Genomic DNA, 14686 nt, shown 5'->3' on the forward strand with positions numbered 1-14686 from the left:
GCCGTGTCGCCCCACCCGTTCTCGCCCCAGCCTCACCCCTTCACCCCCGGCGCGGGGCGATCGCGCCGCCGGGGCCGGGACCGCCGTGGCTCATCCCACCGCGGCGGCGCCGCTCCGCCAGGCCGGCAGCAGCTCGTCGAGCAGGGCCTCCGTGCGGGGCGGCAGTCCCCGTGCCCCGCTGCGGGCGACCAGATCGGCGGCGACCCGCTTCAACCGGTCGCTGTCCCCCGTCGCCTGCGTCGCGCGCAGCAGCTCGTTCCACAGCCGCTCGTCCGCCGGTGCCGAGTTCATCGAGGCGTTCAGCGCCTCGATCGCCTTCTCCGCCCGGTCCTTCTCCAGATGGAACGCGGACAGGGCGAGTCCGATGTCCGCCACGAGCAGCGGCAGTTGGGCGTCGATGATCTCGTGGGTGAGCCAGCCGTAGCGCCCCTGCGGACGGTCGGCGAGCAGCGGACCGCGGACGAGGACGAGCGCGTCGGTGAGCAACCGCCCGCGCACCACACGGCTGTTGACGCCCTTGCCCTGCGTCGCCTCGTGGTAGAGCGAGCGCAGCACGTCCAGGTCGGACACGACGGACTTGGCCAGCGTGAGCCGTCCCGTCGCGTCGGTGCCGAGGCGGGGTGTGCCGTCGGGGTCGTTGCCGAGCCAGCCGTGCAACCGCTCCACGAGCGCGTCGCGCACGTCGTCGGTGACGCCGCGCGGCCACAGCGCGGAGGACAGCACGCGCGGGTGCACCCCTTCGCGGTGCAGCAGGAGCAGTGCCAGCGCCTCGTGCAGCAGCGGGCTGCGTTCGCCGTCGGGCGTCTCCAGACCGATGATCTCGTACGGGCCCACGAGCCGCGCGTACACGGCGGGCCGCCCCTGCTCGCTGATGTCGACGAGGAACGGCGGGGAGTTCGTCGGCCCGTCGGGCCCGCGGTCCGGGTCCGCCTCGACGAAGAGCTCCACGACCGCCCGCTGCTGCGCGACCGGCAGCATCTGCGCGTCGAGTTCGAGGCCGAGCAGCGGCGCGAGCAGCTTGCCCTCGCCGGTGATCTCCATCTCCCAGGCGGCTCCGGGCAGATCGCCGGACTCGGTTCCGACGAGGTAGCCGATCCCCAACCGGCTCGCGTCGGCGGCTAGTTCGGCGAGCTTGACGGCGTCCTCGGCGGACGGTTCGGCGGCGAGGAGAACGAGGTGCGGGGCCCAACGGGTGTGCTGGGCGGGCCCGGTGCGGCCGGTGAGCACGGAGTCGTGTCCGGCCGCGCCGAGGGCGCCGCGCCGCTGCCGTGTCTCGGCCTCCATGGTCTCGACGAGCGCTTCGACGTCGTCGAGGTGGCGCAGCCGGTTGGGCGCGAGCGGCGTCAGGTCCTCGCCGAAGCCGACGAGCGTGATCGTCATGCGGTCGGACCAGCCGTTGGTGGCCAACTCCGCGGCGACGGAGGCGAAGACACCCGCACGGTCGGCCGCGCTCCCGCTCAGGGAGACGATGCCGGGCACGGCCTCCAGGTTGAGCAGCAGCCGCGAGTCGTCCATCGTGCCGAGGCTGACGAGGCCCGGGTACGGGGCGGCGGTGTCGACCTCTTCGTACCGCTCGGCGTCCGCCCGTGCCAGCATCCAGAACGTCTGGTCCTGCCCGAGCTGCCACGGCGTGGGCGGCTTCCCGGCCGGCTGGGCGAGCTGGAGGTGCAGATCGCCGTTGCCGCCGAGCCAGGCCGCGTAGACGGTGGGCAGCGGGCGCGACTCGTCCGCGAGCGCGGACGCGAGTCCGCGCAGCGACAGGTCGAGAAGGCGTACGCCCTCGGGATCGGCGCCGACGAGCAGCGCGTCCTGGGCGTCCGCGGCGGGCCCGGTCGGGACCGGCGGCTCCATGCCGCGCCGTCCGCCGACCGCGCCGAGAGCCGACTGCCACAGGGCCTGGCGGCGGCGCCGGCCGAGGGCGCCGAGGAGACCGGCGGCGAGAAGGGGCGCGCCGACGAGGGCCTCGGGCAGCCCGAAGGCGAAGCCGCTCTCCTCGGAGGCCGTCTGCGAGGTCTGTTCGTTCCGCGCGTGCGGTGCGGCTTCGGCGGGTGCGCGTTCGGCCCCCCGGCCGCTGTCGTCGCCGGGCCGCTGCCGGGGCACGTGGATGTGCGCGGTGTCCCGGTCGCCCTGGTCGGCCTGCCGACCGCCGCCCGCTCCCTGCTTGCCGCCGCCCTGCTGGTGGTCGCCGGTCCTGGCGTAGTCGTGGATCTGCCGCTGGACCTGCTCCGAGACCTCGGGGGCCGCGTCGGGCATCTCGACGAGTTCGCCGCCGTGGGCGTCGCCGGGCATCTCCAGGATCCAGCCGGGCCTGATGAGGCTGGCCTCGGACAGCTTGGACCCGTCGGGCTGCGTACGGTCCTTGTTGAGCTGGTAGATCTCCTTGTACCGGCGCCCGTCACCGAGGTGCCGCTGCGCGATCTCCCAGAGCGAGTCGTGGTGCCGGCCCTCGGGGGGCTGGATCCGGTAGTACTTCGTGTCGCCGTGCTCGGTGGAGCCGCCGCTGTCCGCCTGGGACGCCGCGTCGGCGGCCGCATTGGCGGCCTGCTCGGCGACCGCGGCCGCGGCACCGGCGGCGGCCTGCTCCTGCTGCTGCCCGAACAGCCCGCCCGGGGTCTGCTGGGCGGCGGCGACGGAACCGTGCTGATTGCCCTCCAGGCTCTGGCCGAGCTGGGAGAGACCCGGCGTGAAGCTCGCGGCTGCGGCGCCGACGAGCAGGACCGCCGCGACGAGCTGACGGGCCAGCAACTGGCTCGGCCCGGCGCCCGGTACCCGGTTGGGCAGTCCGACGCCCGACAGCGCGGCCTTCACCTCGACGAGCACGCACGCGGTGAACTGCGCCCACGCGAGCCACACGATGACCGTCAGCACGCGGATGAACGTGCCGACGGTGATCTCCTGCTGGAGCCAGTCCCAGTGGGGCGCTCCGTGCGGCAGCGGCCACCCCACGCTGACGACCAGCGCGCCGGGCACGCCGACGAGCAGCACCAGCAGGGCGACGAACGCCCCGAACGCCTTCACGAAGTCACCGAACGTCCGGCGACGCCGGGGCAGGGGCTGCGGCGTCCGATTCCTCGGACCCGGCGAACCGCCCGTCGAACTGGAAGTGGTGCGTCGCGCCATGGCGGGTGTCCTGGGGTCGTTTGGGGAGGGTGTGAGGCCGGGGGTGGACCGAGCCTACTGAGAGTTTACGGAGGGTGTCGAAGGTCGGGCAGGGGGCCACGGGAAGCGACCGTCCGTTTCGTCACCGACCGCCCCGTAGGCCCGAGTTGCCGTCCAGCCCGGCCCCCTCACCACCCCGCGACCTTCACACTCCCGCAACCACACCGCCACGGCCCTCACGCTCTCCGCATGCAGCGCAAACTGATCCTCGGAGGCCCCACCCCTACGCGGTACGACGGGGTCGTCCACGAGGCGGCGCTGCGCATCATGGTCGGCGACCGCGCAACCTCACGGGCCCAGCTCACCCACCTGCTCGAACTCTCCGAAGCCGACCACATCACCGTGCGGGTCATCCCCTTCGACCTCGAAGGGTTCGGCGGCGCCACGAGCGCCATGGCGTACACGGGAGGCCTCGTACCGAAGCTGGACACCGTCGTACGCGACGCACCCCAAGGCGCCGCCTTCATCGACGCCGAGGACCAACTCGACGCCTATCGAACGCTCTTCCGTAAAGTGGAGGATGTATCGCTGGGGACCGCCCGGTCTCGCGCATTCATCCACAGGTTGGCGAAGGAGCTGTGAGACGGCCATGAGCACCCCCGGCAACTGGCAGAAGTCGTCCTATTCGGGCCCCGGTGACGGCGACTCCTGCGTCGAACTCGCCTCCACCCCCGCCACCCTGCACCTCCGCGAGTCCGACGACCCCGCCACGGTCCTCTCCACCACCCCCGCCCCCGTGGGCCACCTCCTCCAGGCCATACGCAGCGGAACGGTCACCGCACCCCGGACTTAGACCGTGCACCAACATCTGGCCCAGTTGCTACAGCTCACGCCGCATGCCGCTCAGCTCGTGAAGGTGAAGTACTTCCACGCGCCGTATGTCGTCGAGTTCACCGTGTCGCCCGACGAGTCGTTGACGTACGAGGAGCGGACGCGCATCCGCCAGCCCGTCTCGTGCTCGCCGGTCAGCTCCACCTTGGACACGCCCGCGGAGCTCAGCGTGAAGTACTTCGAACCGTTGCCGTACCAGGTGCCGTTGTAGTAGATCTCGAACTGCAGGCGCTGCTTGCGGCCCGGGTAGGCCGTCATCGTGTTGGTGAACAGCGGGTTCTTGGTCTTCTTGAAGTAGTAGTAGGTGTGACCCGACGTGTATGACGTCTTGTAGTGCCCGCTCACCGACGTCGACACCTTGACCTCGGCGCCGACCGTGCTGGTCAGCGTCTTCGGCACGTAGCGGGCGTCGCCCAGGAACTTCGCCGTGACCTTGGTGTCCCGCTTCAGGTCCAGGACGACGGACAGGTTCCCGCTGGAGTTGACCGTGCCGGACTTCACCAGCGTGTTCGGCTTGTCCGAGCCGTACGGGTTGGCCCAGATCTCCACCTTGCGGTTCTTGTACGTCGTGCCGAGGTGCGCGGTGAACGTCACGTCGGCGCCGTACGCGTAGACCTTGCCGTTGTTGTTCAGCGTCAGGGTCGTCGCGGCGCGCGAGACCTCGACGGTGTCGGAGCCGGTACCGGAGGCGTGGCCCGCGTCGCCGGCGTACTTCAGCGTGTACTTGACCTTGCCGCCCACGGGCGGGGTGTCCACGAAGGAGTAGGTGCCGTCCGCCTTGACGGTCACCGTGGCCAGCGCCTTGCCGCTCGGCGACTCCAGGTCGGTGCGGGTCACCGTCAGCTTGATACCGGCGGGCAGCGCCACCCTGGAGGAGACCTTGCCTTTGACAGTGAGCTGCTTGGCACGGGTCGCGGTGGCCGGGGCGTCCACGGTGATCGAGGTGGCCGGCGTGGTGGGCGCCTCCAGGACCCGCAGCGAATACACCCCGGAGTAGTTGGATGTCACCGCGAACAAGCGGGAGCCATCCGGTGCCCAGGCCAGGCCCGAGGCGGCGAGTTCGTCGGCGCCGGTGGTGCTGGAGTCGGTGTCCGGGAAGTCGTACTCCCGGATGGATCTGGTACTGCCCGGCTTGTACACGTAGACGTCGGGCTCGTACGGCCCGTGGACGCCCGCCGCGACCGCGCCGTTCGGGGCGATGGCAACCGCGTTCGGGCCGGAGTCGCTGGCGTAGGAGCCGTCCTCGGTGAGGTCGGACGTCTTGAGCACCTGGTGGTAGTAGGGCGCGCCGCTGGCCACGATCACGTGCTGGCTGTCCGGGGTGACCTGGATGTCCCCGAGGTTGCCGCCGGTGCCGTTGGTGTACACGGTGCGGGTGAGCGTGCCCGAGGAGACGTCGTAGGAGGCCATGGACACCGGGCTCCCACCGATCGAGGCCGCGATCAGGGTGCTGGAGCCGGGAGCGGCATCCAGCATTGGGGCGAGGTACCAGACGCCGCCGCCCTCCTGGGCGAGGGTGACCACGGGCTGCTCACCGGAGAAGTCGACCGAGCCGATGTTGCCCTCAGTGGCCCCGCCATGGCTGAACCACAGCTTGCCGCCGGCCAGGGCGACGCTCAGCGGGCTGTCGCCCACCGTGTAGCGGGTGGTCTCGGTGCCGGTCGCGGTGTCGAACGCGACGATCGCGTCGGCGCCCGCCACGGCCGCGTAGAGCGTGCCGGAGTCGGCGGACAGTTCCAGGCCCACGACGTTCGGGAGGTTCGTCAGCTGACGGACCACCTTCCCGGCGTAGTCGGTGACGACGATCTTGCCGTTGCTCGGGTCGCTGACGAAGACCCGCTGGTGGACGCCGTCCACCACGATGTCGGCGGTCTGCTTCACCGGCAGGCTCGCCGTGGTGTCCGCGACTGCCGGCGCGGTGGTGAGGACCGCCGAACTGAAGAGGACCGCCAATGTGGTGGCGGCCGCGAGGGTGTGCACACGCACTGCTGGTTCGAACCCCCCGGAACGAAAGATGATGCCGACACGCCCGGACATGTGTGGGAACTGTGGGGCGTGTGTGGCCAGTGAGCGAAGAGTAGGTCACGCCACCGGCAAAGTCGGCACAGGGGCCCGCCCGTCCGGTCTGCGCTCTTCCCTGTTCCCAACCTCGGTGTTGAGGAGGCCCCCGTCGCGCGGGGCGACACCCGTACCCTTCGTATGGCGCCGGCCCAGACGTGCATCCCGGTCCCGGGAACCACCGACCAGGTCGTTCTCGTCTCCGGAGCCAGTCCGGTGCTGGACCTGGCCGAGGCGTTCCACGGCATCTTCGACGCGGTGACCAGCACCTTCCGCTTCACGTGACCGAAACTTCAGAGCTCCAGGAGGGGATCCGACATGGGCGGTGGCGGCAAGAGCGACCTCGCGCTCCCGCTGAGTGAGCTGGAGGACTACGGCGGGCGGTTGCGGGACATCAAGACCCGGCTGAACCACACCAAGAAACTCTTCGAGTCTTTCAAGGACGACCTCGGGGACCACACCGTCTACGACGCCCTGGACGACTTCGAGTCCGGCTGGGAGGACGGCCGCGAGGACATCGGCCAGGCCCTCGACGCCCTCGCCGAGATGTCCGAGGCCGTCGTCCGCGAGTTCAAGAAGCTCGACGACAAGCTGGCCAAGGACGTCTCCGAGGGAGTGAAGACGGAGAAGAAGGGCGGGGAGAAGTAGCCCGACGGCGGCCGGGGCATCCCGCGCACCCTCGTCCCCTCGTCCCCTCGTCCCCTCGTCCCCTCGTCCCCTCGTCCCGAGGAGCTGACCACTGGCAGGAGTTCCATGCACGACGTCAACTGCTGCCAGATCTGCGGCACGCCGGCCCCTCCGGTCGATGGCTGGTGCGGAGAGGTCATCGGATACCGGCTCATTCCGGACCTGTGGGCCGCCTCGCCCTCCTACCTCGACGGCAATCTCCACTTCTCCTGCCTGGAGGAATCCGACGAACGCGCCGCATTCCACGGCGAGTTCCTTCGGTTCGTGCAGGCGGGACACGAAGAGGTCGACAGCCTGGACGGGACCGGGACCCTCCCACCGCTCACACGGATGGGCCTGGGAATGTTTCCCGTCTTCTCGGGCGACGAGTGCGACATCTTCCAGAGCCAGGTGTCCGACCGCTGGATGGTGGTGAAGAAGTGCGGCCCGTGGCTCGGCCTCGGTCTCCCCCAACTCCAGGCCATCGGCGAGGGAACGCTTCCGGTCTCACCGTCCGACGTGACCCGCTATCGCCTCCCCATCGATCTCGGCGACCAGGTCGGCACCTACGGCCTTTCCGATCTGCTGAGATCCCTCGGAGTGGCGGATCGGTATGCCGGCGAGGCCGACCTGGCCCGGGTGGAATACCGTTTCGTCGACTACCACGCGCCGAAACGGCTCCTCGACTACGTCGCCGCCACACCCCTTCCGCTGCCCGAGGAAGCCACCGCTTTCCTTGCCGCCTACGCAAAGACGTACAGCCCCGTCACCTTCGACGACGAGGGCGCCTGATGGAGTACACGCACAGTGAAGGCCCGTGGGTCGAAACTGCCGTGAAGCTCGTCGTCCGGAAGCCGGACCTGGACGCGGAACTCGTTTCCCGGGCGCTCTCCTTGCCTCCGACGTCGGTTCGGCAACCGGGAAGCGATCGCCAGGGTCCAGAATCGTCTCAAGACGGCCTCTGGACACTCCAGGTCCACGACAGAATGCCGGGGGGAATCAGCGATCAGCTCCGGACCCTCTTGGACATGGTGGAACCCCGTTCTTCCGCACTGGCCCGACTGGCCGCCCAGGGATACGGCATCCACATCGACCTCTTCGGTTTCGTCGGCCGTGGTGCCACGTTCGTGCTGCCCCCCGAGGTCGTCCAGAGGGCGGCCGCCCTCCGCGTTCCCGTCACGGTCACGACCAGCGTCAGCGATCGGTGAGGAGCCGCCATGGAACTGTTCGCTTCATGGGGAACGCCCCAAGCCGCGCTTCTCATCACCGGGCGGAACCTGAAAGCGCGCGAGATCACCGACGAGTTGGGCATCGCGCCCACCTTCTCCAGGGAGCCGACGGCCGGTTCGTCATTTCGCCCCGGCGAGGGATGCTGGGCGATCCAGGTGACCGGTGAGCCTCACCAGGGCTTCGACGGAGTGATCGACGAACTCATCGACCTCATCTCCCCGTCCCTGAAGGAGATCCAGGACGTCCGTCACCGGGGACACATCGTTCGGCTGGACCTGAGCGGCCACGTGCAGCGAGGGTCCCGGACCTTTCTCTCCCCTCACGCACTGGCGCGTGCGGCCCAGTTGGAGCTGCCGGTGTCCCTCACGACGGACGCCGATCCTCCCACTCGATCGGAGGAGCTCCTGGACTGGCTGCCGGCCCCGGACGGATCGCACCGGGAACAGCCCCGAGGGCAGGAACGCGACCGAGGGGCTCAGGCGGTTCGCCCCGCGGGGTTCTTCCCCGAACTCGCCCCGGGGTGGGGACTCCCTCTGGACGGACCCATGCGGGACTCCGTGAAGGCGACGGGAGAACCGGACGAGGCGGAGATCATCGCCTATCTCCGAAATGGTGCCGGCATCTGGAGCGAGATGAGCGCGGGACCCGACGTCCTGGACCCGGAGGCTCCTGACCTGTCCGGCATCGGTTCGCTCTACACGGACGGAACCTGGCTGTGGCGCCAGGACCTCCCCTACTACCTCGGCAGGTACCACGTCTCCCTGCCCCCGGATTTCGTCACGCACATCAGGAACGCCCACCACCGGGTTCCGGAAGTGCCGGAGAAACGGCTGCTGGAGATCCTGACGCGGGATCTCGGAATCGACATGGACTGAGCGGCGTCCGGCCGGGGGCCACGCGAAGACGATCGCCCCCAGGCGCCGGCCTCAGCCCACCTCGTTCTCCGCCACCGCACTGCCGTGGACGGTCACGTCGCCGCCGTAGAACATGCCGGTGAAGACCGGCGAGTAGGTCAGCTGGACCTCGACCTCGACCTGTTCGGCGTCAGCCGTCACGCAGTGGGTGGCGGCGATGTCGGCGCCGGACATGCCCATCTCGCGGGCGAACGCCTTCACGCGGGCACCGCAGTTCTCGAAGTTGATGGGCGCGGGGCCGTTCTCGTTCTCGTAGAGCGAGTCGAGGTCTATGTCCTGCGCGGCGAAACGGGCCGCCTGTTCGGCGATGTCGGCGGCGCGCTCCCGCTTGGAGATGGACATGCCGCCGTCGATGACGAAGGCCGAGAGCGACAGGAAGACGAGCGCGAAGATGATGACCGCGCCGGCACCCGAGCCTCGGTCGTCGAGACGCGCACGGCGTGCCGCGATCCGGCCCCGTACCGCGGAGCGCAGCTTCATGCCGTCCTCCGGAACGGGTCGAGCGGCGAGCTGAAGCTGGCCTCGAGGGTGGTGGGGACGTCGAGACCGAGCATCGCGAGGCCCCGTACCTCACAGCTCACCTCGACGGTGAAGAGCGTGTCCGGTTCGAAGCCCGCGCTGGTCTGCGTCACGGTCACCGGGCCCGAGCAGACATCCGCGAGGTCGGCCTCGGCCGCCTTCCTCGCCTCGGCGATGGCGGTCGCGTGGTCCTTCTGGATCGAGCCCGCGCGCGCCGCGTCCCGGGCGGCGCCGTCCAACGCACCGCGCCCGTCGACCAGTTGCCCGAAGGCCACCAGCACCAGAATGAAGAGGATCATCACCGGGGCGAGGATGACCACCTCGATGGTGGACAGCCCCCGGTCTCCCCGGCGGCCGGACATCCGCTGACGGAGGACGGTGAACAGGGCCTCTGCTCGCATCAGTTCTCCTCCTCCACGAACCGCTCCACCGGTCCCGACGACTGCGCGTGCACCGTCAGGTCCAGGCCCGGGAAGACGGAAGGGACCCTCGCCGTGATCTCGACGCCCACGGTGTTCTGCTCCGGCTGGAGCAGCGTCACGTCCGGGGACAGCACCAGCTGCGGGCCGAGCTGGCGGATGTAGCTGTCGACGACGTCACGCGCCTCGCCGCGCCAGGCGCCGGGCTGCGCGTCGGCGGTGGCGCGGGCCTTGCGGGCGCCCGCCTGGGCGGCCGCCTGGGCCACATGGTCCGCAAAGAAGTACAGCGCGAACTGCACCGTCGCGAAGATCATGAAGAACAGCACCGGAGTGAGCAGCACGAACTCGATCGCGGTCATGCCGGAGTCACCGCGGGCGGAGGCTGCCTCCACCCTGCGGCGCACCCAGCGACGTACACCTCGACGTGCTCGCACCCGTATCCCCGTATGAAATCAGCAGGTCTTGCCCGCGTCGGTGCCCCTGATGCAGTCACCGACCTTGTTGGCGCCGTCGCTCAGCGCGGCGTTGATGATCGCGGCGACCACGCCGACGATGGCGACGACGACGGCGGAGATGATGACCCACTCGACCGCGGACGCGCCCCGGTCGAGTTCGCCGGAGCGGGCACGCTGCACCCGCCCCTGGAGGAAGGTGATCAGGAAGTCCACCCCCGGGATCCCGGTGCTGAAGTTCCGTCCGTTCATGGTGAGTTGTCCTCTCGAAGGATAGTGGTGGGCGCTGTGTGGCGCTTCGGGCACCGCGGATGCTCAGACCTGGAACACGCGCATCGCCGCCGGGAAGATCAGGAAGACCAGGAAGCCCGCGCACAGCAGCAGTTGGGCGACCAGCATCGACTGCGACTTCTCACCCGCGCTGCCCTCGATCTCGGAGAGTTCGCGGTGGCGCATCGTCTCGGCGCGCGAGGCGAGCGACTCGCGCACCTTGGCGCCGTCGTCCGCGACCAGCGCCAGGGAGGCGGACAGGTCCTTGAGCTCCTCGACGCCGAGTTCCTCGCCGAGCGAACCGAGCGCCTGCCACTGGCTGATGCCGGTGATACGGGCGTCGGCGAGCGCGTTGCGGATGCGCTGCGTGGCCCAGCCGTCGGAGATCTCGGCGGCGGCCATCAGCGCCTCGGGCAGACCGCGGCCGCCCGCCAGGCTCATCGACACCAGGTCCAGATACGCGCCGATCACGCGCCGCAGGTCGCGCCGCTTGTCCACCGCGTCCCGCCGGACCTCCACATCGGGGAGGAAGAAGAACACGATCGCGAAGAGCAGCGCCAGCCAGACCGGGATGATCGGGCTGCGGCCGACGCCGAGCGTCCAGACGACGGCGAAGAGGAGCGGGCCGAAGAAGACACCGGCCGCGGCCAGCAGCACCTTCGTCGCGAGGAACCTCTCCCAGCTCCGGTCCAGGACCGCCAGGTCGGCCCGGAGCGACCGCTGCTCCCAGCCCTGCTGGAGATAGAAGTCGGCGACACGCGTGCCCACTTGGGCGCGCAGGCTGCCGAGTCGCCCGGTGTCCTGCTGCCCGTGGTGGGCGGACTCGTACGCCGCCCCGCGCGCCCGCATCGCGTCGATGCGCGCGACCTGCGCGACAGCGCTGCGCCTCGACGGCATGAGCGCGCGGACGAGGGCGTAGACGCCCAGGCCCAGGACGGCGCCGATCACGATCGGCATGGTCAGGCTCATCGGCGTACCGCCTCATCACCAGGAACCGGCGTACGGGGGCGCACGAACTGCACGGACGACTCGTCCCGGACCAGGAACCGCTCCGGCGTCTCGATCGTGGACAGCTTGCGCAGCCACCAGAAGCCGAGGGCGAACAGCCCGCAGACACAGGCGAGTACGAGCTGACCGACCGCCGTGCCGTACGGCTCGACGAACTCGCGGTTGAAGATCGACAGTCCGAGGACGAAGGCGATGGAGACCGCGACGACGATCTGCACGGAGCGCCGGGTCGAGGCGCGCTGGGCCATCACGCGCTGCCGCATGTCGACCTCCTCGCGCGCCGACTTGGCCAGGGCGCCCAGCACTTGACGCAGACCGGGGCCGCGGAGGCGAGCGTTGAGGATGAGCGCGGCCACGATGATGTCCGCGGAGGCGTCGTCGATCTCGTCGGCCAGGTGCTGCAAGGCTTCGGGCAGCGGTGTACGGGAGCGCAGCCGGTCCACCAGCGCGTCGAGATGCGGCCGCAGCACGGGAGCCGAGGCGCGCGCCGAGGCGGGGATGGCCTGCTCCAGGCCGACGGCGCCCGCGATGGTGTCACGCAGCGACTCGGTCCAGGACGCCAGCGCCTCCACGCGGCGCATCGCGGCCCGCTCCTCCGAGGCGCCGCCGAAGAGCTTGTCCCAGAAGAAGACGAGGATGCCGGCCGCGATACCGGCGACGGCCCAGCGGGTCAGGAGGAGGACCACGAGACCCGCGATCGCGGCGATCGAGCCGCGCTGTCCGGCGAAGCGGAGCAGTTCGCCGGCGCGTTCGCTCGCCTTCTGCTTCTCGTGCTCGGGTTTGGCGGGCAGTCCGCGCACGGCGACCGTGAACAGCGCGAGGCCACCGCCGACGGCGACACCGCACGCGAGCGCGTACAACACGGTCGTGGAGAACAGCCCGCCCATGGAACCGAGCGAGTCGAGCGCCGCGAGCGAGGCCGTGCCCGGCGTCGCGGACGTCATGTCCGGCGTCACGGGCGTCATGTCCTGGGTCATCGTCATCACCAATTCCCGCTGCCGGGCAGCCGGTAGCCCTGCGCGACGAGATCGTCGAGGCAGGCGATGGGCGCGTGCGGGACGATCCGGCCGTCCGGGGCCTCGGCGAACACCTCGCTGGACAGCACCCGCCCATCGACGCCGTTGACCTCGCGCACGGAGGTCACCATGCGCTGGAGGCGGCCACCGGACTCGTACTCGTTGCGGCGCTGGATGAACACGACGAAGTTCACCGCGCCCGCGATGAGCATCTGGCTGGCCTCGATGGGCAGTCGCTCGGTCGCCTGGAGCGCGTACGTGGAAATGCGGTTGAAGACCTCGCTGGAGCTGTTCGCGTGGATCGTGGAGAGCGAGCCGTCGTTGCCCTGCGACATCGCGTTGAGCATCGTGACGATCTCGTCGCCGAGGACCTCGCCGACGATGACGCGGGAGGGGTTCATACGGAGCGACCGACGGACCAGCTCGGCCATGGTGATGGCACCTTGACCCTCCGAGTTGGGCAGGCGCTCCTCGAAGGCCACCACGTTCGGGTGCAGGTCGGCGAAGGTGTCGAGGCCGAGCTCCAGGGCGCGTTCGACGGTGACGAGCCGCTCGTGCGTCGGAATCTCGTTGGCGAGGGCCCGCAGCAGCGTCGTCTTGCCCGCGTTGGTGGCTCCCGCGATCATGATGTTCTTGCGGGCCCGTACGGCACAGGCCAGGAAGTGCGCGACCTCGGGGGTCAGGGTGCCGTTGCCCACCAGGTCGGACATGAACACCTTGCCCATGCGCGCCCGGCGGATCGACAGGGCCGGCCGGCGGGTCACGTCCATGACGGCGGAGAGCCGGGAACCGTCCGGCAGCCGCAGGTCGAGCTGCGGGTTGGCGGAGTCGAAGGGCCGGGACGACAGACCCGAGTACGCGCCGAGAACCTGGATCAGCTCGACGAGTTCCTCGTCGTTCTCGGCGACGGAGTCCCCCTTCGTCTCCCGGCCGTCCGCGTAGCCGATGAAGACCTGGTCGTACCCGTTGATGTCGATGTTCTCGACTTCCGGGTCGTCCAGCAGCGGCTGGAGCCGGCCGACGCCGAAGAGCGCGGCGTGCACGGCGGCGGCGTACTGCTCCTCGGTCTCCGCGTCGAGCGGGGTCCGGCCGAGGTTGATCTCGGTGCGGGCGTGGTCCTCGAGTATCTGGGCGATGACGGCGCGGGCGTAGTGCCGCTCGTCCTCGCTCGACATCGGGGTGACGCCGCGGACCTGGTCCTCGCGGCGCTGCTCGGCGATACGGTCACCGGCGTCCTGCCGGAACCGCTTGACCAACTGGTGGTCGACGGCGGTCATCGGCCGGCTCCGGCAGCGGGCTGCCCGTGCGCCCCATGGGGCCCGTCGGCGGGTACGGACCAGGCGGCGCCGTACTGCTGGTACAGATCGGCGGCCACCTTGCGGGCCGAGCGGATCAGCAGCGACTTGTCGAGCCTGCCGCGCCTGCGTCCGGCCAACTGGTCGGCGCCCGCGGGGTCGTCGGCGAGCGTGCCCACGACGCGGGCACCGGTCTGGGCCGCCACGAGCATGTCGTTGACCTGGTGGACGAGCTTGGCGGAGTCGCCCGGGTCGGCGATGAGGATGACGCCGATGAACGGTGTGGCGAGGCCGGCGGCGCCGCGCGGGCCGCCGTGCAGCTTGGCGGAGAGCGCGGCGGCCCGGTCGCGGACGCGCGCGATGGCCTCGGGTTCGGTACGGGAGAGCAGCAGCACCAGGGCGGCGTGCGGGAAGAGTTCGACGGCCGGGGTGTCCCCGCTGATGCGCCCGCAGTCGGCGATGACGTCGGCGGGCGCGTTCGGGGAGTCCGCGAGCTGCGCGAACGCCCGGCCCAGGGTGGGCCAGAGTCCGGCGAGACCGGCGGCCTGCTCGGCCATCCCGAGGCCGACGAGGACTTCGAGCCCGCCGCTCAAAGGCTGGACGTGATCCCAGAGTTGGTCGGGCACGAGCCCGCGGCGGGCGGTCGCCGCGATCGACAGCATGCCGGTGTTGGGGTTCAGCGGGCCGCCGTGGGCCGCCGCGCTGCGGTACACGAGGTCGCCGCCCGCCGGGTCGGTCTCGGCGAGCAGGACCCTGCGGGGCCAGACCGCCGAGAGTGCCACGGCGGCGGTGGTGACTCCGGGGGAACCCTTGTCTGCGGCGAGGGCGATGAGCGCCATGTCTGTCTAC

The 14686-nt window shown here is 70.4% G+C and carries 16 protein-coding genes and 1 pseudogene; 7 read left to right on the top strand and 10 right to left on the bottom strand.

Translation table 11 applies throughout. The annotated features are described in order from the left end of the window. Positions 1 to 90: 90 nt before the first annotated feature. Positions 91 to 3120 carry a BTAD domain-containing putative transcriptional regulator gene (locus tag OOK38_RS10530; protein ID WP_266761540.1) on the bottom strand — a complete coding sequence of 1010 codons (3030 nt, stop codon included), beginning with the start codon at positions 3118 to 3120 and terminating at the stop codon, positions 91 to 93. A gap of 225 nt (positions 3121 to 3345) precedes the next feature. On the opposite strand from OOK38_RS10530, the pseudogene OOK38_RS10535 reads away from it, so the two are divergent. Both OOK38_RS10535 and OOK38_RS10540 read left to right on the top strand, forming a co-directional pair. After that, a pseudogene (locus OOK38_RS10535) lies at positions 3346 to 3741 on the top strand (DUF5753 domain-containing protein); the annotation flags it as partial. A 7-nt stretch (positions 3742 to 3748) separates the two neighbouring features. Beyond that, positions 3749 to 3952 (top strand): DUF397 domain-containing protein, encoded by a 204-nt coding sequence (locus OOK38_RS10540; RefSeq protein ID WP_266761539.1) that lies wholly within the window; start codon positions 3749 to 3751, stop codon positions 3950 to 3952. A 50-nt stretch (positions 3953 to 4002) separates the two neighbouring features. On the opposite strand, the gene OOK38_RS10545 is transcribed toward OOK38_RS10540, so the two are convergent. Further along, positions 4003 to 5976, bottom strand: a complete 1974-nt coding sequence (locus tag OOK38_RS10545; RefSeq protein ID WP_266761537.1) for an Ig-like domain repeat protein — start codon at positions 5974 to 5976, stop codon at positions 4003 to 4005. Positions 5977 to 6189: 213 nt separating this feature from the next. Here OOK38_RS10545 and OOK38_RS10550 point away from each other — a divergent pair, with 213 nt between their 5' ends. The 5 genes from OOK38_RS10550 (at position 6190) to OOK38_RS10570 (ending at position 8819) form a co-directional block, all read left to right on the top strand. Beyond that, positions 6190 to 6333 (top strand): hypothetical protein, encoded by a 144-nt coding sequence (locus tag OOK38_RS10550; protein WP_266761535.1) that lies wholly within the window; start codon positions 6190 to 6192, stop codon positions 6331 to 6333. A 33-nt stretch (positions 6334 to 6366) separates the two neighbouring features. After that, complete coding sequence (locus tag OOK38_RS10555; RefSeq protein ID WP_266761533.1) at positions 6367 to 6696, top strand: hypothetical protein; 330 nt, start codon at positions 6367 to 6369, stop codon at positions 6694 to 6696. Positions 6697 to 6801: 105 nt separating this feature from the next. Beyond that, positions 6802 to 7506, top strand: a complete 705-nt coding sequence (locus tag OOK38_RS10560; protein WP_266761515.1) for a hypothetical protein — start codon at positions 6802 to 6804, stop codon at positions 7504 to 7506. Beyond that, positions 7506 to 7922, top strand: coding sequence for a DUF4279 domain-containing protein (locus OOK38_RS10565; protein ID WP_266761513.1), 417 nt, complete (start codon positions 7506 to 7508; stop codon positions 7920 to 7922). The genes OOK38_RS10560 and OOK38_RS10565 overlap by 1 nt, the downstream gene beginning before the upstream one ends. A 9-nt stretch (positions 7923 to 7931) precedes the next feature. Beyond that, positions 7932 to 8819 (top strand): DUF4279 domain-containing protein, encoded by an 888-nt coding sequence (locus OOK38_RS10570; RefSeq protein WP_266761511.1) that lies wholly within the window; start codon positions 7932 to 7934, stop codon positions 8817 to 8819. 51 nt (positions 8820 to 8870) lie between these two features. On the opposite strand, the gene OOK38_RS10575 is transcribed toward OOK38_RS10570, so the two are convergent. From OOK38_RS10575 to OOK38_RS10610, 8 genes are all read right to left on the bottom strand, one after another. Continuing rightward, on the bottom strand, positions 8871 to 9338 hold the full coding sequence (locus tag OOK38_RS10575; protein ID WP_266761509.1) for a pilus assembly protein TadG-related protein: 468 nt from the start codon (positions 9336 to 9338) through the stop codon (positions 8871 to 8873). Beyond that, positions 9335 to 9739: a TadE/TadG family type IV pilus assembly protein gene (locus tag OOK38_RS10580; RefSeq protein ID WP_266765799.1), complete on the bottom strand. Its 405-nt coding sequence runs from the start codon at positions 9737 to 9739 to the stop codon at positions 9335 to 9337. Before OOK38_RS10580 ends, OOK38_RS10575 begins: the two co-directional genes overlap by 4 nt. Positions 9740 to 9777: 38 nt before the next feature. Further along, entirely contained in the window at positions 9778 to 10155 is a 378-nt protein-coding gene (locus OOK38_RS10585; RefSeq protein WP_266761507.1) for a TadE family protein, read from the bottom strand. Positions 10156 to 10248: 93 nt separating this feature from the next. Further along, positions 10249 to 10500 (bottom strand): hypothetical protein, encoded by a 252-nt coding sequence (locus tag OOK38_RS10590; RefSeq protein ID WP_266761505.1) that lies wholly within the window; start codon positions 10498 to 10500, stop codon positions 10249 to 10251. 63 nt (positions 10501 to 10563) lie between these two features. Continuing rightward, positions 10564 to 11487: a type II secretion system F family protein gene (locus OOK38_RS10595; protein ID WP_266761503.1), complete on the bottom strand. Its 924-nt coding sequence runs from the start codon at positions 11485 to 11487 to the stop codon at positions 10564 to 10566. Next, complete coding sequence (locus OOK38_RS10600; RefSeq protein ID WP_266765798.1) at positions 11484 to 12413, bottom strand: type II secretion system F family protein; 930 nt, start codon at positions 12411 to 12413, stop codon at positions 11484 to 11486. The genes OOK38_RS10595 and OOK38_RS10600 overlap by 4 nt, the downstream gene beginning before the upstream one ends. 95 nt (positions 12414 to 12508) lie before the next feature. Further along, a complete protein-coding gene (locus tag OOK38_RS10605) occupies positions 12509 to 13819 on the bottom strand; it encodes a CpaF family protein (protein ID WP_266761501.1) in 1311 nt (436 codons plus the stop codon). Continuing rightward, positions 13816 to 14676: a hypothetical protein gene (locus OOK38_RS10610; protein WP_266761499.1), complete on the bottom strand. Its 861-nt coding sequence runs from the start codon at positions 14674 to 14676 to the stop codon at positions 13816 to 13818. Before OOK38_RS10610 ends, OOK38_RS10605 begins: the two co-directional genes overlap by 4 nt. Positions 14677 to 14686 lie beyond the last annotated feature (10 nt).

The organism is Streptomyces sp. NBC_00568 (assembly GCF_026341855.1).
Classification (GTDB): Bacteria; Actinomycetota; Actinomycetes; order Streptomycetales; family Streptomycetaceae; genus Streptomyces.

Coding starts and splice junctions, on each gene's coding strand:
- OOK38_RS10530 (WP_266761540.1), bottom strand. CDS start 3,120: ATGGCGCGACGCACCACTTCCAGTTCGACGGGCGGTTCGCCGGGTCCG.
- OOK38_RS10540 (WP_266761539.1), top strand. CDS start 3,749: ATGAGCACCCCCGGCAACTGGCAGAAGTCGTCCTATTCGGGCCCCGGT.
- OOK38_RS10550 (WP_266761535.1), top strand. CDS start 6,190: ATGGCGCCGGCCCAGACGTGCATCCCGGTCCCGGGAACCACCGACCAG.
- OOK38_RS10555 (WP_266761533.1), top strand. CDS start 6,367: ATGGGCGGTGGCGGCAAGAGCGACCTCGCGCTCCCGCTGAGTGAGCTG.
- OOK38_RS10560 (WP_266761515.1), top strand. CDS start 6,802: ATGCACGACGTCAACTGCTGCCAGATCTGCGGCACGCCGGCCCCTCCG.
- OOK38_RS10565 (WP_266761513.1), top strand. CDS start 7,506: ATGGAGTACACGCACAGTGAAGGCCCGTGGGTCGAAACTGCCGTGAAG.
- OOK38_RS10570 (WP_266761511.1), top strand. CDS start 7,932: ATGGAACTGTTCGCTTCATGGGGAACGCCCCAAGCCGCGCTTCTCATC.
- OOK38_RS10575 (WP_266761509.1), bottom strand. CDS start 9,338: ATGAAGCTGCGCTCCGCGGTACGGGGCCGGATCGCGGCACGCCGTGCG.
- OOK38_RS10580 (WP_266765799.1), bottom strand. CDS start 9,739: ATGTCCGGCCGCCGGGGAGACCGGGGGCTGTCCACCATCGAGGTGGTC.
- OOK38_RS10585 (WP_266761507.1), bottom strand. CDS start 10,155: ATGACCGCGATCGAGTTCGTGCTGCTCACTCCGGTGCTGTTCTTCATG.
- OOK38_RS10590 (WP_266761505.1), bottom strand. CDS start 10,500: ATGAACGGACGGAACTTCAGCACCGGGATCCCGGGGGTGGACTTCCTG.
- OOK38_RS10595 (WP_266761503.1), bottom strand. CDS start 11,487: ATGAGCCTGACCATGCCGATCGTGATCGGCGCCGTCCTGGGCCTGGGC.
- OOK38_RS10600 (WP_266765798.1), bottom strand. CDS start 12,413: ATGGGCGGGCTGTTCTCCACGACCGTGTTGTACGCGCTCGCGTGCGGT.
- OOK38_RS10605 (WP_266761501.1), bottom strand. CDS start 13,819: ATGACCGCCGTCGACCACCAGTTGGTCAAGCGGTTCCGGCAGGACGCC.
- OOK38_RS10610 (WP_266761499.1), bottom strand. CDS start 14,676: ATGGCGCTCATCGCCCTCGCCGCAGACAAGGGTTCCCCCGGAGTCACC.